This window comes from Herbaspirillum sp. GW822-FHT03A08 (assembly GCF_058801885.1).
Genome location: NZ_JBXANR010000005.1, coordinates 78,000 through 96,492, shown reverse-complemented (window position 1 = coordinate 96,492; position 18,493 = coordinate 78,000). Strand labels below are relative to the sequence as shown.

Here is an 18,493-nt window from a genome sequence, read left to right as displayed (position 1 = left end):
ACCGTACGTATCTGCCCGGCAGAAAGCAAGCCGGCATCAGTCATAAAACCGCATTCCCGCATAAGGCGCTTGCCGGCACTGTGCCAATCGCGACAGCAAATCGCCGACATGCGCCTCCAGTTTGTGCCCGTCCGGATCGAGAAAGTAAAAAGAATCGCCCTCGCTCTGGTTGTCCCTCCAGCAACAGACGCCTTCAGATTCAAGACGCAGTTTGAACGGCAAGAAATCCTGCTGCGCAATCGAGAACGCGTAGTGCGTGTAGTCCGGACGCGGGCTCCCATCCATTTTTCCATCCAGCGACAAACACAACCAGAGGTCGCCGATCGTCAGATAAGCGCCCGTATCCCAAGCGGCGCGCAGCTTAAAACCGAGCGGCTTCTGATAGAACGCGAGGCTCGCGGGTAAATCGCGGACAGCCAGGGTCAGGTGGTTGATTCCCGTAAGCATGAACAGCTTTCATTACCAGTTGGATGGGAGACGAATTGTTCCTTGAAGGCTGGCAACAGTCAATCTGATTCCGCGCTGACGTCGGCACCACCCGTGTCAACCATTACCAATAGCAACTCTCAGGAATTTCCCTAAGCATTTCGCCCCCTTTTCGGGAATCTCCCGATACCGGCAAGTATGTCGAAAACGTAAAGTTCACCTGTGCCCGGCGAATTCGAAACTCTTGTAATGGGACAAGAACGAAACGCCAACAACCGCCAAGAAATCAGGAGAAAATGCCATGTTCACCATCAAGAAAAATCGTGTCATCTGCGCCACCCTCGCTGCCGCCATGCTGGTTTCCGGCGCTCCGGTTTTCGCTGCAACTGCAACAGGCACGCTGGTCGTCACCGCGACCGTACTGGCTTCCTGCACCGTCGTCGGCTCCACCATCGCCTTCGGCAACTACACCAGCTCGCAAGTCGACCAGACCGGCAACATCGCCGTACTGTGCACCAACGGCACTTCGTACACCATCGGCCTGGATGCAGGCGCCGGCACCGGCGCTACCACCAGCGTGCGCAAGCTGACCGGTTCCCTGGGCGGCACACTGAACTACGCGCTGTATCGCGATTCCGGCCGTACCAACAACTGGGGTTCGACCATCGGCACCGATACCCAGGCAGGCACCGGCAACGGCCTGATCCAGAACCTGACCGTCTACGGCCGCATCGCCAGCGCACAGACTCCGCTGGCCGGCGTCTATACGGACACCGTGACAGTCACGCTGACCTACTAAAAGCGGCTGATCTCGCCGTTTCGCAGAGATCACAATATTCACCCAAGCATTCTCCGAGGCGAGGATGACTGAACCTCCTTTGCTGCATGAAAGGAGGTGTCAGCCCTCCTGCCTTGCCCTTTGCCCGATGATGGACGAATGATGGCGCTCCAAACACACATTCCCGGTAGGTTGTATTATCAAGCCAGCATCATTCCCCAATTTTTTTCATCCCTGTTTCATTCGGGGAACATATGTATATCAGCGCTCTTATCCAAGCGCCATCCGTCAGGAGAATAAGATGAAATGGTTCTACGACCTCAAGATTTCCCGGAAACTGCTTTCGACGTTTCTGCTCATTATTGCCTTGGTGTCAGGGCTTGGCCTTTTTGCGATTCAGGAACTGGACAAGGTCAATCAGGCTTCCACGAATATCGCCACCAACTGGCTGCCAAGCATTCGCACCCTGTCGCAGATGAAACTGTCGCTCGAACGCATACGCAGTTTCGAATTCCAGCACATCGTCGCGTCGGAACCTCAACAGTTTGATCTCATTGAACAGCAGATGAACAAACAGATTGCAGAACTGGCCGATCAGCAAAAAGATTACGTGTCGCAAATCAGCGAGCCGGAGGAGAAAGTCATCTATCCGGAAGTCGCCCAGGCAATCAGCATCTTCCTGGCGGAGCATCAGAAGATGCTGGTGCTGTCGCGCGCCAACAAGAACGACGAAGCCCGTGCACTGGTCGAAGGCGCGTCCACGGCGGCCTATACAAAACTGCGCGAACAACTGGACAAACTGGTGAAGGTCAACGACAGCGGCGCGAACGAATCAAACAAGGTCGCAGATGAAACCTATGCCAGCGCGCGCATGTGGATTATTGCCATGCTGGCGTTTTGCGTCATTGCCGCAGTATCGCTGGCCGTGTGGATCGCCAAAGTCATTTCACGCCCGTTGACCGAGGCGGTAGCAGTCGCACAACGCGTTGCCGGCGGCGACCTGACGACGGATATCCAGCCCTCCAGCAAAGATGAAACCGGACAGCTGCTTCAGGCACTGAAGACCATGAACAACAGCCTGCTGTCGATCGTGAGCGAAGTGCGTGCCGGCACCGATACCATCGCAACGGCATCGAGCCAGATCGCCACCGGGAATCTGGATCTGTCTTCACGTACGGAGCAGCAAGCCAGTTCACTGGAAGAAACCGCTTCTGCCATGGAAGAGCTGACATCGACCGTCAAGCAAAATGCCGACAACGCCCGGCAGGCAAATCAGCTGGCGGTCTCCGCTTCTGAAGTTGCAGCGGCGGGTGGCGACGTCGTCGGCAAGGTGGTGCACACCATGGGTTCCATCAACGATTCGTCCCGCAAGATTGTCGAGATCATCAGCGTGATTGACGGCATTGCGTTCCAGACCAATATTCTGGCGCTCAATGCCGCCGTCGAAGCAGCCCGTGCCGGAGAGCAAGGACGTGGTTTTGCCGTGGTCGCGTCGGAGGTCCGCAGTCTGGCCCAACGCTCTGCAGCCGCGGCCAAGGAAATCAAGTTCCTGATCGACAGTTCCGTCGCACAAGTCGACGTCGGCAGCAAACTGGTGGAAGAAGCCGGCAACACCATGAACAATGTCGTCAACAGCGTCAAACGCGTGACCGACATTGTCGGCGAAATCACGTCCGCCAGCCAGGAACAAAGCGACGGCATCGAGCAGATCAATCTGGCCATCACGCAAATGGATGAAGTCACGCAACAGAATGCTGCGCTGGTGGAGGAAGCTGCCGCCGCAGCGCAGTCGCTGCAAGATCAGGCCGGGAAATTGTCTGACGTCGTGAGCGTATTCAAGCTGGATAATCAGCGTGTAGCTCTTGCCGGCAACGCATCGACGACACGGATTCGCACGATCGACATCACGCCCGCCACTCCCGCGCTGACGGAGTAAATCGCCCGACGCCGGTTGCAATCGTTTTACCGTAAAGGCCCCGTTCGTACGGGGCTTTTTCTTGCTCCCTCGCGATGGATTGGCAGTTGGACTGACGCCTTCCATCGGTGAGAACAAGATTGGACAGATGGTCTCGGAGGGGAATATCGATGGTCTTTAATGCCGCTGGAGAATCGCTTTCAGGAAAAGCTTGAGATCCTTTTCCAGATCAACACCAAAGTCTTGTCTGGCTACACCGCGAAATACCATCGGCTCCAGCAATTGCTCGCTTGCACCTGCGGTCCGGACCGCGCCCCCCAAAGCGTCAAATTTAATGGAATAGACATAATCGGGATTCGTCACGAGATCGGGATTTTGCGAATGACGGCGAACCCGGAAGCTCAGGCTCAGGTATTCCGGCTTTTGACTATCCTCGCTCAATTCATCAGCCCACCAACCCGCAGCCCGCAACTCAACCTGCAAGGCGGCGATGGTGTTTTTCACCGCGTCAATGGCTCTGGAAGTGATGATGTCGAAATCTTCCAGCGCCTGCCTGGCATCATCCTCAGCCGCTTGCCTCTCCAGCGCTATCTCGCGTATTGCTTCGTCAAGTATTCCCATGGTTCATCTTTCATTTCATCGAAGAGGGAATGGTAGCCGACAAGCACCAGAACACCATGAAAAACTTGCTGCGGACGCGCGGATTCCTCCAGTCGGCACAGATGAATCTACAGTTGCAGGACAGGTTTGCCGACTTGTTCACGACTTTCGATGCGCGCGTGCGCCTGCTCCACATTATCGAGCGAATAACAAGCTTCAATGTCAACCTGTAGCGAACCATCCAGGAGTGCGGAGAAGACCGCATCTGCCCTGCGCTGAACCATCGGCCGATTCACCATGTGGTCGGCCAGGCGCGGACGGGTAAGAAACAGTGAGCCGGCTTCGCCCAGCTCTATGGGATCAAGGTCGGCGAGGGATCCTGAGACATTGCCGTAGTTGACGATCAGTCCGTGTTTTTTACAGGCGCGAAAACTGTCCCGCAGCGTCGCTTTACCGACCGAGTCGAACACCACATCCACACCCTCGCCGCCGGTGGCCTGGCGAACCTGCTCAGCGACGCCGCCCTGCGAATAGTCGAACGCCTGGTCGGCGCCGCGCCGGATTGCCGCAGCGCGTTTTTCCGCCGTACCGGCTGTGACGAATACCCGTGCACCGCGCAGTTTCGCCATCTGCACCAATAACTGGCCGATACTGCCGGCGGCGGCATGGATGAGGCAGGTGCTGCCGGGTGCCAGGCGAGCCACGTCTTCGATGAGATAGTGCGCAGTCGAACCCTGAAAGATCGATGCCGCAGCCATCTGGTGGGTGATGCCATCGGGAAGTTTGGCAACCAGCGCCGCCGGGACCGAAGCGTACTCGGCGTAACTCCCCCAGGCAATACACCAGGCGACGCGGTCCCCGACGGCGATATCGCGAACATCGTCACCGCATGCGATCACTTCGCCGCTGCCTTCCATGCCCAGGGTGCAAGGCAAGCGCACGCTGTAGGTCTGCGAGTTAGCGTATTTCCCCTGGCGCGTGTGCACGTCCATGAAATTGATGCCGGCGCACGCCACCTTGATCAGCACATGGCCGCCCGGTACGAGCGGCATGGGTGCATTCAGGCGTTTTTGCAGCACTTCCGGGCCGCCGTATTGTTCGATGGTGATCGCTCTCATTGCATTCTTCCTCATCAGATCAGGATTTTCTGTTTCGCTCTTCCGGCAAGCATGATAAAACAGCGGTGTTTGATAGAAAATTCCCGATTTACTCACCCTTCCCGTGAAAATATTTACCAATGTTCGATTGGCAGGATCTCTATGTTTTTACGGTGCTGGCACGCACCGAATCACTCTCCGGCGCGGCTCGCGAGCTCGGCATTGAGCATGCTACTGTCGGCCGGCGGCTGGATTCGCTGGAGCGAGCCTTGGGCTTGCGGCTGGTGGACAAACTGCCGCGCAGCCGCCCACTGACGGAAGACGGGCGCGCCATCGCCGCTTTGGCGCAGAACATGGAACAGATCGCCGCCCTGATAGAACAACGCGCCCGCCCCGCACAGATCGGGCTCGCCGGCTCGGTGCGGGTAAGCGCTCCGCCCTCACTGTCGCGTGCGTGCATCGTGCCGCGCATCGCAGCGCTGCGCGCCAGCCACCCTCAGTTGCGCCTGATCTTGCAGCCGTCTACTTCGCTGGACGACATCGGCAAAGGCGAGGCCGACATTGCGATTCGCACCGTGCGTCCCGAAGACGGCGATCTGATCCGTAAAAAGGTCGGCGAGGTACGCTTCGGCCTCTATGGCACGCGAGAATTCAGCCGGCGTCCAGCGGAGCAATGGGCTTTCATTTCGTATGACCAGTCACTCGATCATCTGCCCCAGCAAATGTGGTTGCATCAGATCAGAGGCGAACGTCCGATCGCGTTCTTTGCAAGCGATCTCGTGTCGCAGCAATTGGCGGCGCGGGACCATGTGGGTGCAGTCGTGCTACCCACCATGATCGGCGCGGCGGACCCGGAGCTGGTACCGCTGCCGACGCCGGTAGCAGGACCGGTGCGTGATATCTGGATCATTGTCTATCCCGATATCCGCCGCAGTCCGCTGGTGGAAGTGGTGATGAATTTTCTGGTGGACTGCATTGCGCGAGAACCCAGGCTTGCAGCATCGGCCGTTGCCTGATGATTTATCAGCGTCCGCGCGTACTCACAATCAGCTAATCTACTCATTAACCAGCTTTTAACAGGCTCTGATCTTCATGTCCTTTGACTTTCATTCTTTCATTTTTCTGCTCAGCGTCGCCTTGATTCTGCTGACACCGGGACCGACCAATACCCTGCTGGCTCTGGCCGGCTTCGGATTGGGCATCCGCCGGGCCCTGCCCTTGCTCATCTTTGAGTTAGCCGGGTACGTCATTTCCATTTCAATGTGGGGAACATTGCTGGCGCCAATCCAGCTGCAGTTTCCATGGATTTCCACGCTGGTGAAAATCGCCAGTAGCGGCTACCTGGCCTACACCGCAATCAAGGTATGGGGCGACGCGAAGTTATTGCAGACGCCACAGCAAAGAAACATCACGCCAAAAATGTTATTCGCAGCAACGCTCCTGAATCCGAAAGGACTGCTGTTCGCACTGGTCATCTTTCCGGCCCACACATTCGAGATGCTATCGGCTTATGCATTTGCCATGGCGTCTTTTGTCTGTCTGCTGGTGCCGATAGGCGCCGTCTGGATCGGCGTAGGCAATGCGTTGAATAACAAGCACCTGACATTCATCAGCCCCCGCAAGATTCAACAATTAAGCTCAGTAGCGCTGGGCATGTTTTCAGCGCTCATTGCCTGGGCCGCCTTCAGATAGACACCCTCGATGAGCGCCTATCTGCAAGCGCTCCTGCGATGATCATTCCCTGTCCTCGGCGCCCGCCATAATCGCCCGGAGCTGTTCTTCAAACACTTCCGGCGGCTGGCCGCCGGATATCAGATAACGGTCATTCACGACGACTGCCGGCACGCTGCTGATGCCGCGCTGAGCCCACAACGCCTCTTCTTCCTTCACTTCCTGTATGAAACGCTCCGACGCCAGTATCTCGCGTGCCTCGGCGCCGTCCAGTCCGGCTTGCCCGGCGAGTTCGGCCAGCACATCCCTGTCCGCGATGTTCTTGCCATCGGTGAAATAAGCTTTGAGCAAGACCAGCTTGAGCGCTGCTTGTACGTTCTTCTCTTTCGCCCAGGCAAGCAGGCGATGGGCGTCGAAAGTGTTGTAGACGCGGCTGGCGTCATCGCGATTCATGGTGAAACCGACAGCGGCCGCTCTGGCCCGTATCTGCTCACGGTTAACGCGCGCCTGATCGGCAGTGATGTTGTATTTTTCGGTGATGTGATCGAGGTGAACCTGACCTGCTGCCGGCAGACCCGGGTTGAGCTCGAAGGGATGCATGGTGAGGTCGACGCGTGCCGCCGGACCAATGCGTTCCAGCGCCGTATTGAGACCCGCCAGCCCGATCGCGCACCAGGGGCATACGATATCGGAGACGAAATCGATCTTCAAAGCATTATTCATTGTTGATACCTCATGGCGTGGTCCCTGTCGCCAAGGAGCGTTAATCGATGAGGGTATTGTAAATCCGATGCGCGAAAGCCACTTGGCGGCGTCTCGCGAACGCATGTTCTGCCCGGAAACGGAAATTGCGAGATCACGACATGTCACCGTATGCAGACAATGCAGGACTGTATCCACTGAGGCAACACTCTTACTCAAATCAAAGGATTTATCTCATCTTTCACTCCAATTAAAGTGTGACTCAACGACGGAAGAGTTATAGGAACTCTCCGCGGAACCCACCTTAAGAGGACCAAAATGAAACTGTATATCGCTCAAGCAACCTGCTCTCTGGCCGTTCAGGTCGTACTCAACGAACTGGGCAACAACACCACCGAACTGATCCACTATGATGTGTTTGGCAAATCCACCTCCAACGGCGAAAACTTCGCTGAAGTGAATCCTCTGGGCTACGTTCCAGTCCTGAAACTGGACGACAACGAAGGTGACTTGATCGCAGAGACCGCAATCATCGCCAGCTACCTGGCCGACCAACATCCTGAAAGCGGCCTTGTCCCAGCGCGCGACACAATTGAGCGTGTGAAGATGGATCAATTGCTCAACTTCGTCGGCACTGAAATCGCGCAAAAACACATTCCTCTCATGCGTAAGCTCCTGACCGAAGATGGCGCCGCCTGGACTCGCAACAAACTGGTGACCGCCTATGCCACGCTCGATCAAATTCTGGCTGACGGTCGCGCCTATCTGACCGGCGAACAATTCACCGTGGCTGACGCCTATGTCTGGGCGACCTTCTGGCACGAACGCAGCGGCGCTGAAATCAGCCATCTGAAAAATCTGATGGCTTATAAGACACGCATTGAATCACGTCCGTCCGTCGTCAAGGCGCTTGCCGATGAAGCGGCCCTCGTCGCCGAGCACCAAAAGCTGATCGCCGCCTGAGCCATTTCCCCAGCAATAGCGCGTCGCAAGCAGGGATAGCGCTTGCGACGCGCGCTTTCAATGCGCCGGGGATTTTCATCGCATTGGAAGAATTGCCTATTCCCCTATTCAAGTTCAGCGATGGGATGTGATCTCATCGTCTTCATCAAACCTGTGCCCCGCCGCTTGCGTTGGAATTGAGCGCTTCAGTTTCATCCGCGCTTTTACCGGCGCGGCCCAGCAAAGCAAAAGTCACGACAGCGACGCACAAGGTGATGCCGGTCAAGATGTGTAACAAATTCCGGAACGCCTCGGCGTAGCTCATCGCAAGCAGCTTTCCGCCGACACCGGGCAACATGGCTGCCGCGCGCGCGATACCTCCCGTCGTGACGTAGCCTGAAGCTTCCGCCAGAGCAGTTGGGCTGATTGTGCTTGCAATGGGCGCGCTCGCAAGAAGATTGCTGTGCACCAGTGCTGCCAGAATCGCCGTGACGATTGCCAGCGTGATGCCCTCGCCTGCAACACGTGCGGTATTGAAAATTCCCGCTGCCATCCCGGCACGCTCCGTCGGAACCACACTGACCGACAAGCCATCCATGAGTCCCCATGGCATACCAGCGCCGGCGCCGATCAATAGCATCGGCAGTACCAGCGCGGAACGCGGATCACCGGCGTTGTAGAGAGACAGCCAATGCAAACCTGCGGCAGCAAAGAGAAAACCGATGCCTGACAGAACGCCGGCAGAGATCCAGCGCGTCAACACGGCGACGGACATCGGCACGACGAGCATGGGCAACGACAGTGCAACCATCAACCAGCCGGCCTCCAGTTCGGATAGCCCTTCCACGCCGATGAAACGCAGTGGCAGCATGATGATCAGCACGATGTAGCAGTAGCAGGTTCCGACCGGCAGGATCTGCACACCAACGAAGCGCGCATAGCGAAACAGCGAGAGGTCCAGCATCGGGCGTTTGACTCGCATCTCAATGACAACGAAGCTCATGGCGAGCAAAGCCGACGCCGAAAGCAAACCGATCACCAGGGCGCTGCCCCATCCGCTTTCCGGCGCCTGGATGACACCGAAGGTGAACAAAGCCAGGGTGCCGCTGAAAGTCATTGTTCCGGGCCAGTCGAGCCCGGCGGCTTCCGGATCACGCGTCTCGCGCATGCGCGGGACGCCGAACACCAGTGCGATAACGCCGATCAGTGCTGTAAAAACAAAAATCGCGCGCCAGCTAAACGCGTCGATTAACAAACCGGCAACCAGAGGACCAAAGGCCAGGCCGATACCGAAAGTAGTACCCAGCAGGCTGAATGCACGCGTGCGCGCATGGCCTTCGAATTCCTGTGCCAGCGCAGCCGATCCGCTCGCCAGCGCTGCGGCGCCGGCGACGCCTTGGATGCCGCGAAAAATGTCCAGCCACAATGCGGTGGGCGCAAACGCCTGCGCCAGCGACATCATGGTGTACAGCACCATTCCCATGGTGAATAGCCGCTTGCGGCCGTAGACGTCGGCCAAAGCGCCTGCAGCCATCAATAGGCTACCGAAGGTCAGCATGAAGGCATTGGTGATCCAGGTGAGCGCTACCGGACTTCCGCCCAGTTCGCGCCCAATGGCAGGTGTAGCGACTGCGCCCCCCGTGAAGCTGAGCGGCAATACCAGCGCGGACAGGCATATGCCAGCCAGGATCAGAAGCTTGCCACGGTCGGCGGTTTTGTCATTGATAGTTTCGTTCATGAGATGGAGTGTTGTGAATGGAAAAAATGACCATGTTCCGATCCGGAAAAATGGCGCGTGGGTTTACTGAATGAGTCATTTTTTGTCGCCTGAATGGAGATGTTTAACTTCCCCAAAAAAGCGAGGCATTGGCGGCCGGCGAGAGAATGAAAGCAGCTTCTTCCGGCGAAACTGCGTTGGAAAACTGCACATTGCCTATTCCACCCTGCGGCGCTTCTTGTCGCGGTTCCTCCGCCGAACGAAGATTGCGCTCGACGCGATCCAGAACATGCAACACCTGCTTGCATATCCGGTAATACATCAATCCCTGCTCGGTCAACGTCAGTCTGCGTGTAGTGCGCTGGATCAGCGCAACTCCCAAATGGTCTTCCAGACGTTGAACGATGGCTGTTACTGATGAACGCGCCAATCCAAAAATAGCGGCGGCACGACTGAAACTCTTCTCGTCAGCGATGGCGACGAATATTTGCATTGCTTGCAAGCGATTCATGTTTTCCTTTCAAAGCGCCATACAGCAACAACTAGCGACAATCAACGACAATCAGCAGAATAAAAAAGTCGACCGGCCCGGCATGGGCAACCGAACCGGCCGACAAGGGGATGAACAGTTGAATACGGTTCACCGCGACCATCGCGGTAAACAGGCTTTTACCTGTTGCTGCTACCGTGGTTGCTTGCGAGGTAGTTACTTGTGGTCGCGTTCTTCGCTTGCGTATCGGTCGGAGACACTGGCACATGCCAGCCGCCGCCGAGTGCGCGGATCAGGTTGACGGTCGAACGGGCACGCTCGCCGTCGAGCTGCACGGCTGCGCGCTGCTGTTGCAGCACGGTGCGGTCGGCGTCGATCACGTTGAAGTAGCTGACCGAACCTTCGCGGTACTGCACGTGCGACAGCTTGGCGGCGCGGTTCGATGCCGACACCGCGTCATCCTGTGCGCGGGTCTGGTCGCCCAGAATGCGCAGGCTGGCGAGGTTGTCTTCTACTTCACGGAAGGCCGTCAGGACGGTCTGGCGATAGTTGGCGACATCTTCTTCATACGCAGCGTGGGCACGATTGACGCCGGCTTCACGGCGGCCGCCGTCAAAGATCGGCAGCGTCAGCGCAGTACCGACCAACGGACCCAGCAGGAAGGTGCGGCTCGACCAGTTGAACAAGTCGCCCAGCTTGGCCGATTCGTAACCCAGACCACCGGTCAGATCCAGACGCGGGAACCATGCCGAACGGGCCACGCCGACGCGGGCATTGGCTGCAGCCATCGCACGTTCCGCAGCAGCGATGTCGGGACGGCGTTCCAGCAGGTCGGACGGCAGACCGGCGGGAATCGTGATCGACAGGCGTTGCAGCGGTTGCGGCGTGAAGTTGAACTCGGCCGGCGTCTTGCCCAGCAGGATTGCCAGTGCGTGTTCTGCATTGGCGCGCTGACGGGCGATGCCGAAGGATTCCGATTGCGCGGAAGCCAGTTCGGACTTGGCGCGGGCGACGTCGACTTCGCTGATGTCGCCTTCATCGAAGCGGCGCTGGACCAGCTTCAGCGATTGCGTGCGCAGATCGACGGTGCCGCTGTACAGCTCTTGCTCGGCATCCAGTTCGCGCAGCAGGAAATATTGCTGAGCGACGTCGGCTTGCAGCGCCAGACGCACCGAATGGAACAGCGCTTCGCTGCGTTGCGCATCGGCGGTTGCTGCGTCGACAGTCGAGGCGACGCGACCGAACAAGTCGGCTTCATATGACACGCCCAACTGTGCACGCCAGAGGGTGTTCGGCGTGGTGTTGGCATCCGGCGCCAGACCTTGCGAGGCCGGCGACTGACGTTGGCGGGTCGCGCCGAAGCCGGCGTCGATTTGCGGGAACAGACCGGAGCGTGCGTCCTGGCGCAGTGCACGCGACTGCGTTAGGCGGGCGGCGGCGGCCTTCAGGTTCTGATTGGCTTCGAGCGCCTGGACTTCCAGAGCGTTGAGGCCTTCATCGTTGAAGATCTTCCACCATTCGCCGCGGGCCAAGTCTTCCGCAGGTTGTGCGGTCTTCCAGTCGGAAGCTGCTTTAGTATTGGCAGATTCAGCTGCAGCTTCCTTGTAGGCGACCGAGGTGTTCACTGCAGGGCGTTCGTAAGTCGGGGCTACCGAACAGCCTGCCAGCACCAGCATGGCTGCCAGCAGGGCCGAACCTACTCTCAGACCTTGGACTGGCCGCATCCATTTGCTCATGACGCCGGATGCATCGCGATTGAATTGATTGACGTTCATGATCATGCTCCTGTCAGTTTTGCGGGTACGACACTGTCGGCTTGCTTACCGTCCGGTGACACCACGTGCAGTTCCGGATCGACGTGCTGGCCCGCGGTCATCGGCGCATCGTGATGCGATGCGGAGTGCAGTTTCTTGTTGCCGCCCAATTTGCGCAGCAGGACGTAAAACACCGGTGTCAGCAGCAGACCGAACAAGGTCACGCCCAACATCCCGAAGAAGACGGCAATACCCATTGCACGGCGCATTTCGGAGCCGGCGCCGGTCGAGATCACCAGAGGAATCACACCCATGATGAAAGCGATCGAGGTCATCAGGATCGGACGCAGACGCAGGCGGCTGGCTTCGATGGCGGCCTTGATGGTGTTCATGCCCTGCATTTCCAGTTCACGGGCGAATTCCACGATCAGAATCGCGTTCTTCGCCGACAGCCCCACCAGCACCATCAGACCGATCTGCGTGAAGATGTTGTTGTCGCCACGTGTCAGCCATACGCCGGCTAGTGCGGACAGAATGCTCATCGGGACGATCAGCAGAATCGCCAGCGGCAAAGTCAGACTTTCATACATCGCAGCCAGCACCAGGAACACCAGCAGTACGCTGATAGGGAATACCCAGAGGGCGGCATTGCCGGTCAGGATCTGTTGATAGGTCAAGTCCGTCCATTCGAACTTGATGCCGCGAGGCAGGGTTTCGGCAGCAATACGTTCCACTGCGGCTTGCGCCTGGCCGCTCGAATAGCCTGGAGCAGGACCGCCGTTGATGTCGGCGGCAGTAAAGCCGTTGTAACGCACGACCATTTCCGGACCATAGCTTTCCTTGACTTTCACGACTGACGACAGCGGCACCATCTCACCCCGGTTATTGCGGGTCTTGAGTACACCGATGTCATCTGCCGAAGCACGGTACGGCGCATCAGCCTGAGCACGAACCTGATAAACACGGCCGAAGCGATTGAAATCGTTGACGTACAGCGAACCCAGGTAGATCTGCATGGTGTCGAAAACGTCCGTCACCGACACACCGAGCTGCTTGGCTTTGACGCGATCCAGGTCGACATCCAGTTGCGGCACGTTGATCTGATAGCTGGTAAACATCGGGCCCAGCGCAGGTTCTTTGGCGGCCGCCTTCATGAAGGCCTGAGTAGCGTCGTTCAGTGCTTCATATCCGAGAGCGCCACGATCCTGAATCTGCAACTTGAAACCGCCGACTGTGCCCAGCCCGGATACGGGCGGCGGCGGGAACGTCGCAATCACGGCACCTTTGATCTGAGAGAACCTGGCGTTCAGCGTGGCGGCAATGGCGTCCGCAGACTCTTCCTTCGAGCGCTCCTTGGATGGTTTGAGCACGGAGAACACCAGCGCGCTGGAAGACGAATTGGTCAGGCCGTTGACCGACAGGCCTGGGAAAGACGGCACATTGCGCACGCCGGGGACCTTCAGGGCGATCTCGTTCATCTGCCTGACGATGGCTTCGGTACGCTCCAGCGATGCGCCGTTCGGCAACTGCACGATACTGACCAGATAGTCTTTATCCTGGCCAGGAACAAAACCACCCGGCACGACTTTACCCAGCAACACGGTCAGGCCCAGTAGTACAGCATAGACGGCGAGCATTGCCATCTTGCGGTTGATGACGCCCCCTACCCCACGGCCATACGATTCTGAACCGCGATGAAAAACCTTATTGAAGCCGGCAAAGAAGCGTCCGAAGATGCGATCGATCAGCAAAGTCAACTTGTCTTTGGGATCGTGATGGCTCTTGAGCAGGATCGCCGACAATGCAGGAGACAAGGTCAGCGAATTGAACGCCGAGATCACGGTCGAGATCGCGATCGTCATGGCGAATTGCTTGTAGAACTGGCCGGTCAGACCTGACATGAATGCCAGCGGGACAAACACGGCAACCAGCGTCAGCGCGATCGCAATGATCGGCCCCGACACTTCCTGCATGGCTTTGTAAGTCGCTTCCCGCGCAGAGAGACCTGCAGCGATATTGCGCTCAACGTTCTCCACCACCACGATGGCATCATCGACCACAATGCCGATGGCCAGCACCATTCCGAACAACGACAAGGCATTGATCGTGAAGCCGAATCCCAGAAGCAGCGAGAAGGTGCCAACAATAGACACAGGCACCGCCAGCAGCGGGATCAGGGATGCCCGCCAGGATTGCAGGAATACCACCACCACGATCACCACCAATATGATGGCTTCGATCAGCGTATGGATGACGGCATCGATACTTTCGCGCACAAATTGCGTCGGATCGTACTTGACGCCGTAGTCCACACCTTGCGGCATGTCAGCCTTAAGCTCTTCCATCGCAGCGCGCACGTCGTCTGAAATCTGCAGCGAGTTGGCGCCAGGCTGCTGGAAGATGATCAGCTGAATCGCGGGCTTGTCATCCAGCATGGCCCGCAGCGCATATTCAGATGCCCCCAGTTCAACACGCGCCACGTCCGACAGATGCGTCACCGCGCCATCAGCCGAGGTCTTCAGGATGATGTTGCGGAAATCTTCTTCAGTTTTCAGACGGCCCTGCGCATTGACGTTGAATTGCATCGGTACGTCGGCCGGCATGGGCGATGCGCCGATCACACCGGCGGCGGCCTGCACGTTCTGTTCACGAATTGCCTTGACCACTTCACCTGCAGTCATGTTCTGCGCCGCCACCTTGCCGGGATCGAGCCAGACGCGCATGGCGTAGTCGCCCGAGCCCCACAGCACGACTTCACCGATGCCGGGAATACGGGCCAGGCGATCCTTGACGTTGATCAGCGCGTAGTTGCGCAGGTAAGTCAGGTCGTAGCGATCATTGGGCGAGAACAAGCTCACACCCATCGTCAGCGTCGGTGAGGACTTGACCGTGGTCACACCCAGCTTCTGCACATCTTCCGGCAGGCGCGGCAATGCCTGCGCCACGCGGTTTTGCACAAACTGTTGCGCCTTGTCGGGATCGGTGCCGAGCTTGAAGGTGACGGTGGTCGTCATCTTGCCGTCGCTGTTGGCTTGCGACTGCATGTACAACATGTTTTCCACACCATTGATCTGTTCCTCGATGGGCGCGGCAACGGTCTCGGCGATCACTTTGGGATTGGCGCCGGGGTATTGCGCGCGCACGATAACCGAGGGTGGGACGACTTCGGGATATTCGCCGGTAGGAAGCATCTTCAGCGCGATCAGGCCGGCGAGGACGACAATCACCGACAGCACGCCGGCGAAGATCGGCCGGTCGATAAAGAATTTTGAAATGTTCATGATGGACTCCGGGTTCTGGACTTGCTTCAGGCAGCCGGTTTGGCTGTCGCCACCGGCTTGCCGTCGTTCATGCCGACGGTGCGCGGTTGTACGCTGTCATTCGGACGGACACGCTGCATGCCGTTGACGATCACGCGTTCTCCCGGTTGCAGGCCGGAGGTAACGATGCGCATGCCTTCGTGCAGGTTGCCGGGATTGATTTCGCGGTATTCGACGTGATTGGCCTTGTCCACCACCAGCACGAAGCGCTTGGCCTGGTCGGTGCCGATCGCTGTGTCGTTGATCAGCACGGACTGTTGCGGTTTTCCGGCACCGACTTTGATGCGTGCGTACAGCCCGGGCAGCAATGCGCCGTCGCCGTTGTCAAAGCTCGCGCGCACGCGGATAGTGCCGGAATGGGTGTCAAGCTGATTGTCGACGGAATTGATGCGGCCTTCGCGCGAGTAGCCTTCTTCGTTAGCCAGTCCGAGCGCAACGGGCGTCTTCGACGACCCACCCTGCCGCAGGTAACGCAGATAGGTTTGTTCATCGACGTCGAATGATGCATAGATTGGCGACTGCGACACCACCGTTGTCAGCAACGGTGCGTTCGCACCGGCCGAGACGATGTTGCCGACGGTCATTTCTGCACGCGATACGCGACCCGATACCGGTGCGGTGATTTTGGTATAGGCGAGATTGATGCGCGCAGCTTCCACTGCGGCCTTGGCGGCGCGCAGTGCGGCGTTGGCTTCCAGCGAGGCGTTGCGCTTTTCTTCGAAGTCGCGGCGCGAGACGGCGTTGTCCGCCAGCAGACGTTGGTTGCGCGTCAGGTCTGACGAAGCGTAGCCAACACGTGCTTCGGCTGCGGCGACCTGAGCCTGTGCACGATCCAGCTCGGCGGCATAAGGTTGCGGGTCGATGGTGAAGAGCAAGTCGCCCTTCTTCACCTTCTCCCCATCTTTGAAATGCACTGCGACAATCTTGCCGGATGCCAGCGGCCGGATCTCGACCTTGTCGATGGCCTCCAGGCGACCCGAATAGTTTTGCCATTCGGTGACCTGTTGGCTGACGACGATAGCGACATCGACTTCAGTTGCTGCAGGCGCATTAGCCGCTTGCGCATCGGCAATGCCGTGGTGATATTGAGTAGTGGCTACGCCGGCGCCCGCAATGAAGAGAGCACCGAGAATCAGGGATAGCCGTTTGCGATTGGTAAGCATAAGAGACTCCTTGGATTGAGAAATGGCGGTTACGGAAGATTTCGGCCGGTGCAGCGGAGCTGGTGGCGGTCGCGGTCAGAACAAATGCGTTGAAGTTCAAAGGCCAGGGCTTCGATGTAGTCATCGGTGAAGCCACGGTCTGCCAACGCAAAAGAAAGCTTGAAAACGTAGTCGGCGTTGCTGCCATGCACGCCGGACGCATGCGCGATCAATGGCGCTACCGTCGCAATGGACGCGTCGGCGTCGTATTGAGCGGCCGTCCGGTCGGCGACGAAAACCAGCGCCTGCACCTGCTGTCCGTCTTCGAGTGAGACGATTTGCCAGGTGGGCGTATAAGAACCGGCCACCATCTCCCGAACCCAGACCATCGGGAGTTCCTGCTCCAGCTTGTCGGCGGCAATACGGAAAGCAACGCCTTGGGCGCGGCCCCCTGGCTCAAGCGCCAGCATTCTTCCCGGTGCATCGGCACTTGCGCGGCCGGCCAACATTCGCAAGCAAAAGCTCCGGCTCCAGCCATCCAGAATGGCTCCTTGCTGCGCATCAAAATCAAGCAATGGATTCCAGATCAACGATCCATAGCCGAACAGCCAGACGTCGCCCGTGCCAGGACGAGCGCGTATCGTTTCTTCGTATGAGCGTTGTATTTTTTCGGGTGTCCATAACCATTCCGCAGGCAGCGTACTGAGCTGCTCGAGGTACTGGCCTGAACTGATCAATTCTCTGGTCAACATGCTGATGCCTTCTCTTTGCTTGCCGGGCGCCAGCGCCTGGTGCCCCTTCCTGCTCAACTTGCGCGGAATTGCGCAGACTGCAGGACCTTGGAACGCAGTATGACTTTCGCTTAAAACTTGATAAACTAGCCAATCTGACTTTCTTTGTTTCCAGCGGGGATACAATGAGCGAACGCTCCGACGCATCAATTCCAGAGATCACGGCGTTTGCGGCTGTGGCGCAAACAGGCAGTTTCACCAAGGCTGCGGAGAACCTCGGCACCAGCAAATCCAATGTGGGAAAGGCTGTGCAGCGGCTAGAGGCGCGCCTCGGAACGAAGCTGTTCCAGCGCACTACGCGTGCGGTGCGATTGACGGAAGATGGCGAAACCTACCTTCAGGCTGCACAAGCTGCCCTGGATGGGCTTCGTGATGCGGAACAAGCCTTGGCTGCGCGCCGGGATGAGCCTCTTGGCCGTGTGCGCATCGATCTGCCCGCTGGTTTCGGGCGCCTGCTGTTACCTAGCTTTGTGGACTTGAGGAAGCGTTATCCGAAAGTGACACTGGAAGTTGCACTCAGTGACAGGATGTCGGATGCCGTTGGTGAAGGATGGGATATTGTTGTGCGCATCGGCATGCTGCCGGCTGACAGCGACATGACCGTTCGCAAGCTCTGTGATTTGCGGTTGGGACTTTACGCCGCGCCGGAGTATCTGGCGCAACACGCCCCCATTCAGGCCGTCTCTGAACTGAGTGTCCACGACGCCGTGATCTTTCGCGGCCCGTCAGGCCGCTTGCGACCGTGGACAGTACAGGACGGCGAGATCGTCCGCGAGATTTCACCATCGCCGGTGATGGTGCTGGCTGATGGGCAGGGATTGGTTGACGCGACTATTCATGGGCTGGGAATATCCCAGATACTCGACCGGGTAGCCAAACCCCATGTGGAAGCCGGCCGGCTGGTACATGTCCTGCCTTCAGCCGATGTCGACGGTCCTCCGGTGCATGCGCTGATACCTCTGGGACAACGCATGCCGTCCAAGACGCGGACCGTGTTAAATCATTTGGCCGAGCAGCTTCGGGCCGTCTAGAATTTCTGGGAAAAATTCGGAGTTCTCAACATCTTCGCTTCTGGCCGATCGCGGCCGTCACGAACCGATAGAAAGAAAAGGCCCCGACTTCACTTCGCACTTTCCCAGCCATTTCTT

General features: G+C 58.0%; 16 protein-coding genes. 6 read left to right on the top strand and 10 right to left on the bottom strand.

Annotation, left to right across the window (positions count from 1 at the left end):
* Positions 1-36: 36 nt before the first annotated feature.
* A complete protein-coding gene (gene fos, locus AC1RN6_RS16590; RefSeq protein WP_493006542.1) occupies positions 37-447 on the bottom strand; it encodes a fosfomycin resistance glutathione transferase in 411 nt (136 codons plus the stop codon).
* 280 nt (positions 448-727) lie between these two features.
* On the opposite strand from fos, the gene AC1RN6_RS16585 reads away from it, so the two are divergent.
* Positions 728-1,225, top strand: a complete 498-nt coding sequence (locus AC1RN6_RS16585) for a Csu type fimbrial protein (protein ID WP_493006541.1) — start codon at positions 728-730, stop codon at positions 1,223-1,225.
* 280 nt (positions 1,226-1,505) lie between these two features.
* Complete coding sequence (locus AC1RN6_RS16580) at positions 1,506-3,140, top strand: methyl-accepting chemotaxis protein (RefSeq protein WP_493006540.1); 1,635 nt, start codon at positions 1,506-1,508, stop codon at positions 3,138-3,140.
* A gap of 156 nt (positions 3,141-3,296) precedes the next feature.
* Here the strand turns inward: AC1RN6_RS16580 and AC1RN6_RS16575 are convergent, their stop codons facing one another.
* Together AC1RN6_RS16575 and AC1RN6_RS16570 are read right to left on the bottom strand one after the other, a co-directional pair.
* Entirely contained in the window at positions 3,297-3,740 is a 444-nt protein-coding gene (locus tag AC1RN6_RS16575; protein WP_493006538.1) for a hypothetical protein, read from the bottom strand.
* 107 nt (positions 3,741-3,847) lie between these two features.
* Complete coding sequence (locus AC1RN6_RS16570) at positions 3,848-4,837, bottom strand: quinone oxidoreductase family protein (protein ID WP_493006537.1); 990 nt, start codon at positions 4,835-4,837, stop codon at positions 3,848-3,850.
* Between the two features lie 119 nt (positions 4,838-4,956).
* Here AC1RN6_RS16570 and AC1RN6_RS16565 point away from each other — a divergent pair, with 119 nt between their 5' ends.
* Together AC1RN6_RS16565 and AC1RN6_RS16560 are read left to right on the top strand one after the other, a co-directional pair.
* A complete protein-coding gene (locus tag AC1RN6_RS16565) occupies positions 4,957-5,832 on the top strand; it encodes a LysR family transcriptional regulator (RefSeq protein WP_493006536.1) in 876 nt (291 codons plus the stop codon).
* Between the two features lie 76 nt (positions 5,833-5,908).
* On the top strand, positions 5,909-6,508 hold the full coding sequence (locus AC1RN6_RS16560) for a LysE family translocator (protein ID WP_493006535.1): 600 nt from the start codon (positions 5,909-5,911) through the stop codon (positions 6,506-6,508).
* Between the two features lie 42 nt (positions 6,509-6,550).
* On the opposite strand, the gene AC1RN6_RS16555 is transcribed toward AC1RN6_RS16560, so the two are convergent.
* Positions 6,551-7,210, bottom strand: a complete 660-nt coding sequence (locus tag AC1RN6_RS16555; protein WP_493006534.1) for a DsbA family oxidoreductase — start codon at positions 7,208-7,210, stop codon at positions 6,551-6,553.
* Between the two features lie 297 nt (positions 7,211-7,507).
* On the opposite strand from AC1RN6_RS16555, the gene AC1RN6_RS16550 reads away from it, so the two are divergent.
* Positions 7,508-8,152 (top strand): glutathione S-transferase family protein, encoded by a 645-nt coding sequence (locus AC1RN6_RS16550; RefSeq protein WP_493006533.1) that lies wholly within the window; start codon positions 7,508-7,510, stop codon positions 8,150-8,152.
* A gap of 145 nt (positions 8,153-8,297) precedes the next feature.
* On the opposite strand, the gene AC1RN6_RS16545 is transcribed toward AC1RN6_RS16550, so the two are convergent.
* The 6 genes from AC1RN6_RS16545 to AC1RN6_RS16520 form a co-directional block, all read right to left on the bottom strand.
* Positions 8,298-9,869, bottom strand: coding sequence for an MFS transporter (locus AC1RN6_RS16545; RefSeq protein WP_493006532.1), 1,572 nt, complete (start codon positions 9,867-9,869; stop codon positions 8,298-8,300).
* A 103-nt stretch (positions 9,870-9,972) separates the two neighbouring features.
* Positions 9,973-10,359: a LysR family transcriptional regulator gene (locus tag AC1RN6_RS16540; RefSeq protein ID WP_493006531.1), complete on the bottom strand. Its 387-nt coding sequence runs from the start codon at positions 10,357-10,359 to the stop codon at positions 9,973-9,975.
* A gap of 158 nt (positions 10,360-10,517) precedes the next feature.
* Positions 10,518-12,074 (bottom strand): efflux transporter outer membrane subunit, encoded by a 1,557-nt coding sequence (locus AC1RN6_RS16535; protein ID WP_493006925.1) that lies wholly within the window; start codon positions 12,072-12,074, stop codon positions 10,518-10,520.
* A gap of 41 nt (positions 12,075-12,115) precedes the next feature.
* Entirely contained in the window at positions 12,116-15,373 is a 3,258-nt protein-coding gene (locus AC1RN6_RS16530) for an efflux RND transporter permease subunit (RefSeq protein ID WP_493006530.1), read from the bottom strand.
* A 26-nt stretch (positions 15,374-15,399) separates the two neighbouring features.
* Positions 15,400-16,575 carry an efflux RND transporter periplasmic adaptor subunit gene (locus tag AC1RN6_RS16525; RefSeq protein ID WP_493006529.1) on the bottom strand — a complete coding sequence of 392 codons (1,176 nt, stop codon included), beginning with the start codon at positions 16,573-16,575 and terminating at the stop codon, positions 15,400-15,402.
* Between the two features lie 29 nt (positions 16,576-16,604).
* The gene (locus tag AC1RN6_RS16520) at positions 16,605-17,306 is read right to left on the bottom strand and encodes a gamma-glutamylcyclotransferase (RefSeq protein WP_493006528.1); all 702 of its coding nucleotides are present in this window, start codon (positions 17,304-17,306) and stop codon (positions 16,605-16,607) included.
* 164 nt (positions 17,307-17,470) lie between these two features.
* Between AC1RN6_RS16520 and AC1RN6_RS16515 the strand changes: the two genes are divergently transcribed.
* Entirely contained in the window at positions 17,471-18,376 is a 906-nt protein-coding gene (locus AC1RN6_RS16515; RefSeq protein ID WP_493006527.1) for a LysR family transcriptional regulator, read from the top strand.
* The last annotated feature ends 117 nt before the right edge of the window (positions 18,377-18,493 follow it).

Coding starts and splice junctions, on each gene's coding strand:
- fos (WP_493006542.1), bottom strand. CDS start 447: ATGCTTACGGGAATCAACCACCTGACCCTGGCTGTCCGCGATTTACCC.
- AC1RN6_RS16585 (WP_493006541.1), top strand. CDS start 728: ATGTTCACCATCAAGAAAAATCGTGTCATCTGCGCCACCCTCGCTGCC.
- AC1RN6_RS16580 (WP_493006540.1), top strand. CDS start 1,506: ATGAAATGGTTCTACGACCTCAAGATTTCCCGGAAACTGCTTTCGACG.
- AC1RN6_RS16575 (WP_493006538.1), bottom strand. CDS start 3,740: ATGGGAATACTTGACGAAGCAATACGCGAGATAGCGCTGGAGAGGCAA.
- AC1RN6_RS16570 (WP_493006537.1), bottom strand. CDS start 4,837: ATGAGAGCGATCACCATCGAACAATACGGCGGCCCGGAAGTGCTGCAA.
- AC1RN6_RS16565 (WP_493006536.1), top strand. CDS start 4,957: ATGTTCGATTGGCAGGATCTCTATGTTTTTACGGTGCTGGCACGCACC.
- AC1RN6_RS16560 (WP_493006535.1), top strand. CDS start 5,909: ATGTCCTTTGACTTTCATTCTTTCATTTTTCTGCTCAGCGTCGCCTTG.
- AC1RN6_RS16555 (WP_493006534.1), bottom strand. CDS start 7,210: ATGAATAATGCTTTGAAGATCGATTTCGTCTCCGATATCGTATGCCCC.
- AC1RN6_RS16550 (WP_493006533.1), top strand. CDS start 7,508: ATGAAACTGTATATCGCTCAAGCAACCTGCTCTCTGGCCGTTCAGGTC.
- AC1RN6_RS16545 (WP_493006532.1), bottom strand. CDS start 9,869: ATGAACGAAACTATCAATGACAAAACCGCCGACCGTGGCAAGCTTCTG.
- AC1RN6_RS16540 (WP_493006531.1), bottom strand. CDS start 10,359: ATGAATCGCTTGCAAGCAATGCAAATATTCGTCGCCATCGCTGACGAG.
- AC1RN6_RS16535 (WP_493006925.1), bottom strand. CDS start 12,074: ATGAGCAAATGGATGCGGCCAGTCCAAGGTCTGAGAGTAGGTTCGGCC.
- AC1RN6_RS16530 (WP_493006530.1), bottom strand. CDS start 15,373: ATGAACATTTCAAAATTCTTTATCGACCGGCCGATCTTCGCCGGCGTG.
- AC1RN6_RS16525 (WP_493006529.1), bottom strand. CDS start 16,575: ATGCTTACCAATCGCAAACGGCTATCCCTGATTCTCGGTGCTCTCTTC.
- AC1RN6_RS16520 (WP_493006528.1), bottom strand. CDS start 17,306: ATGTTGACCAGAGAATTGATCAGTTCAGGCCAGTACCTCGAGCAGCTC.
- AC1RN6_RS16515 (WP_493006527.1), top strand. CDS start 17,471: ATGAGCGAACGCTCCGACGCATCAATTCCAGAGATCACGGCGTTTGCG.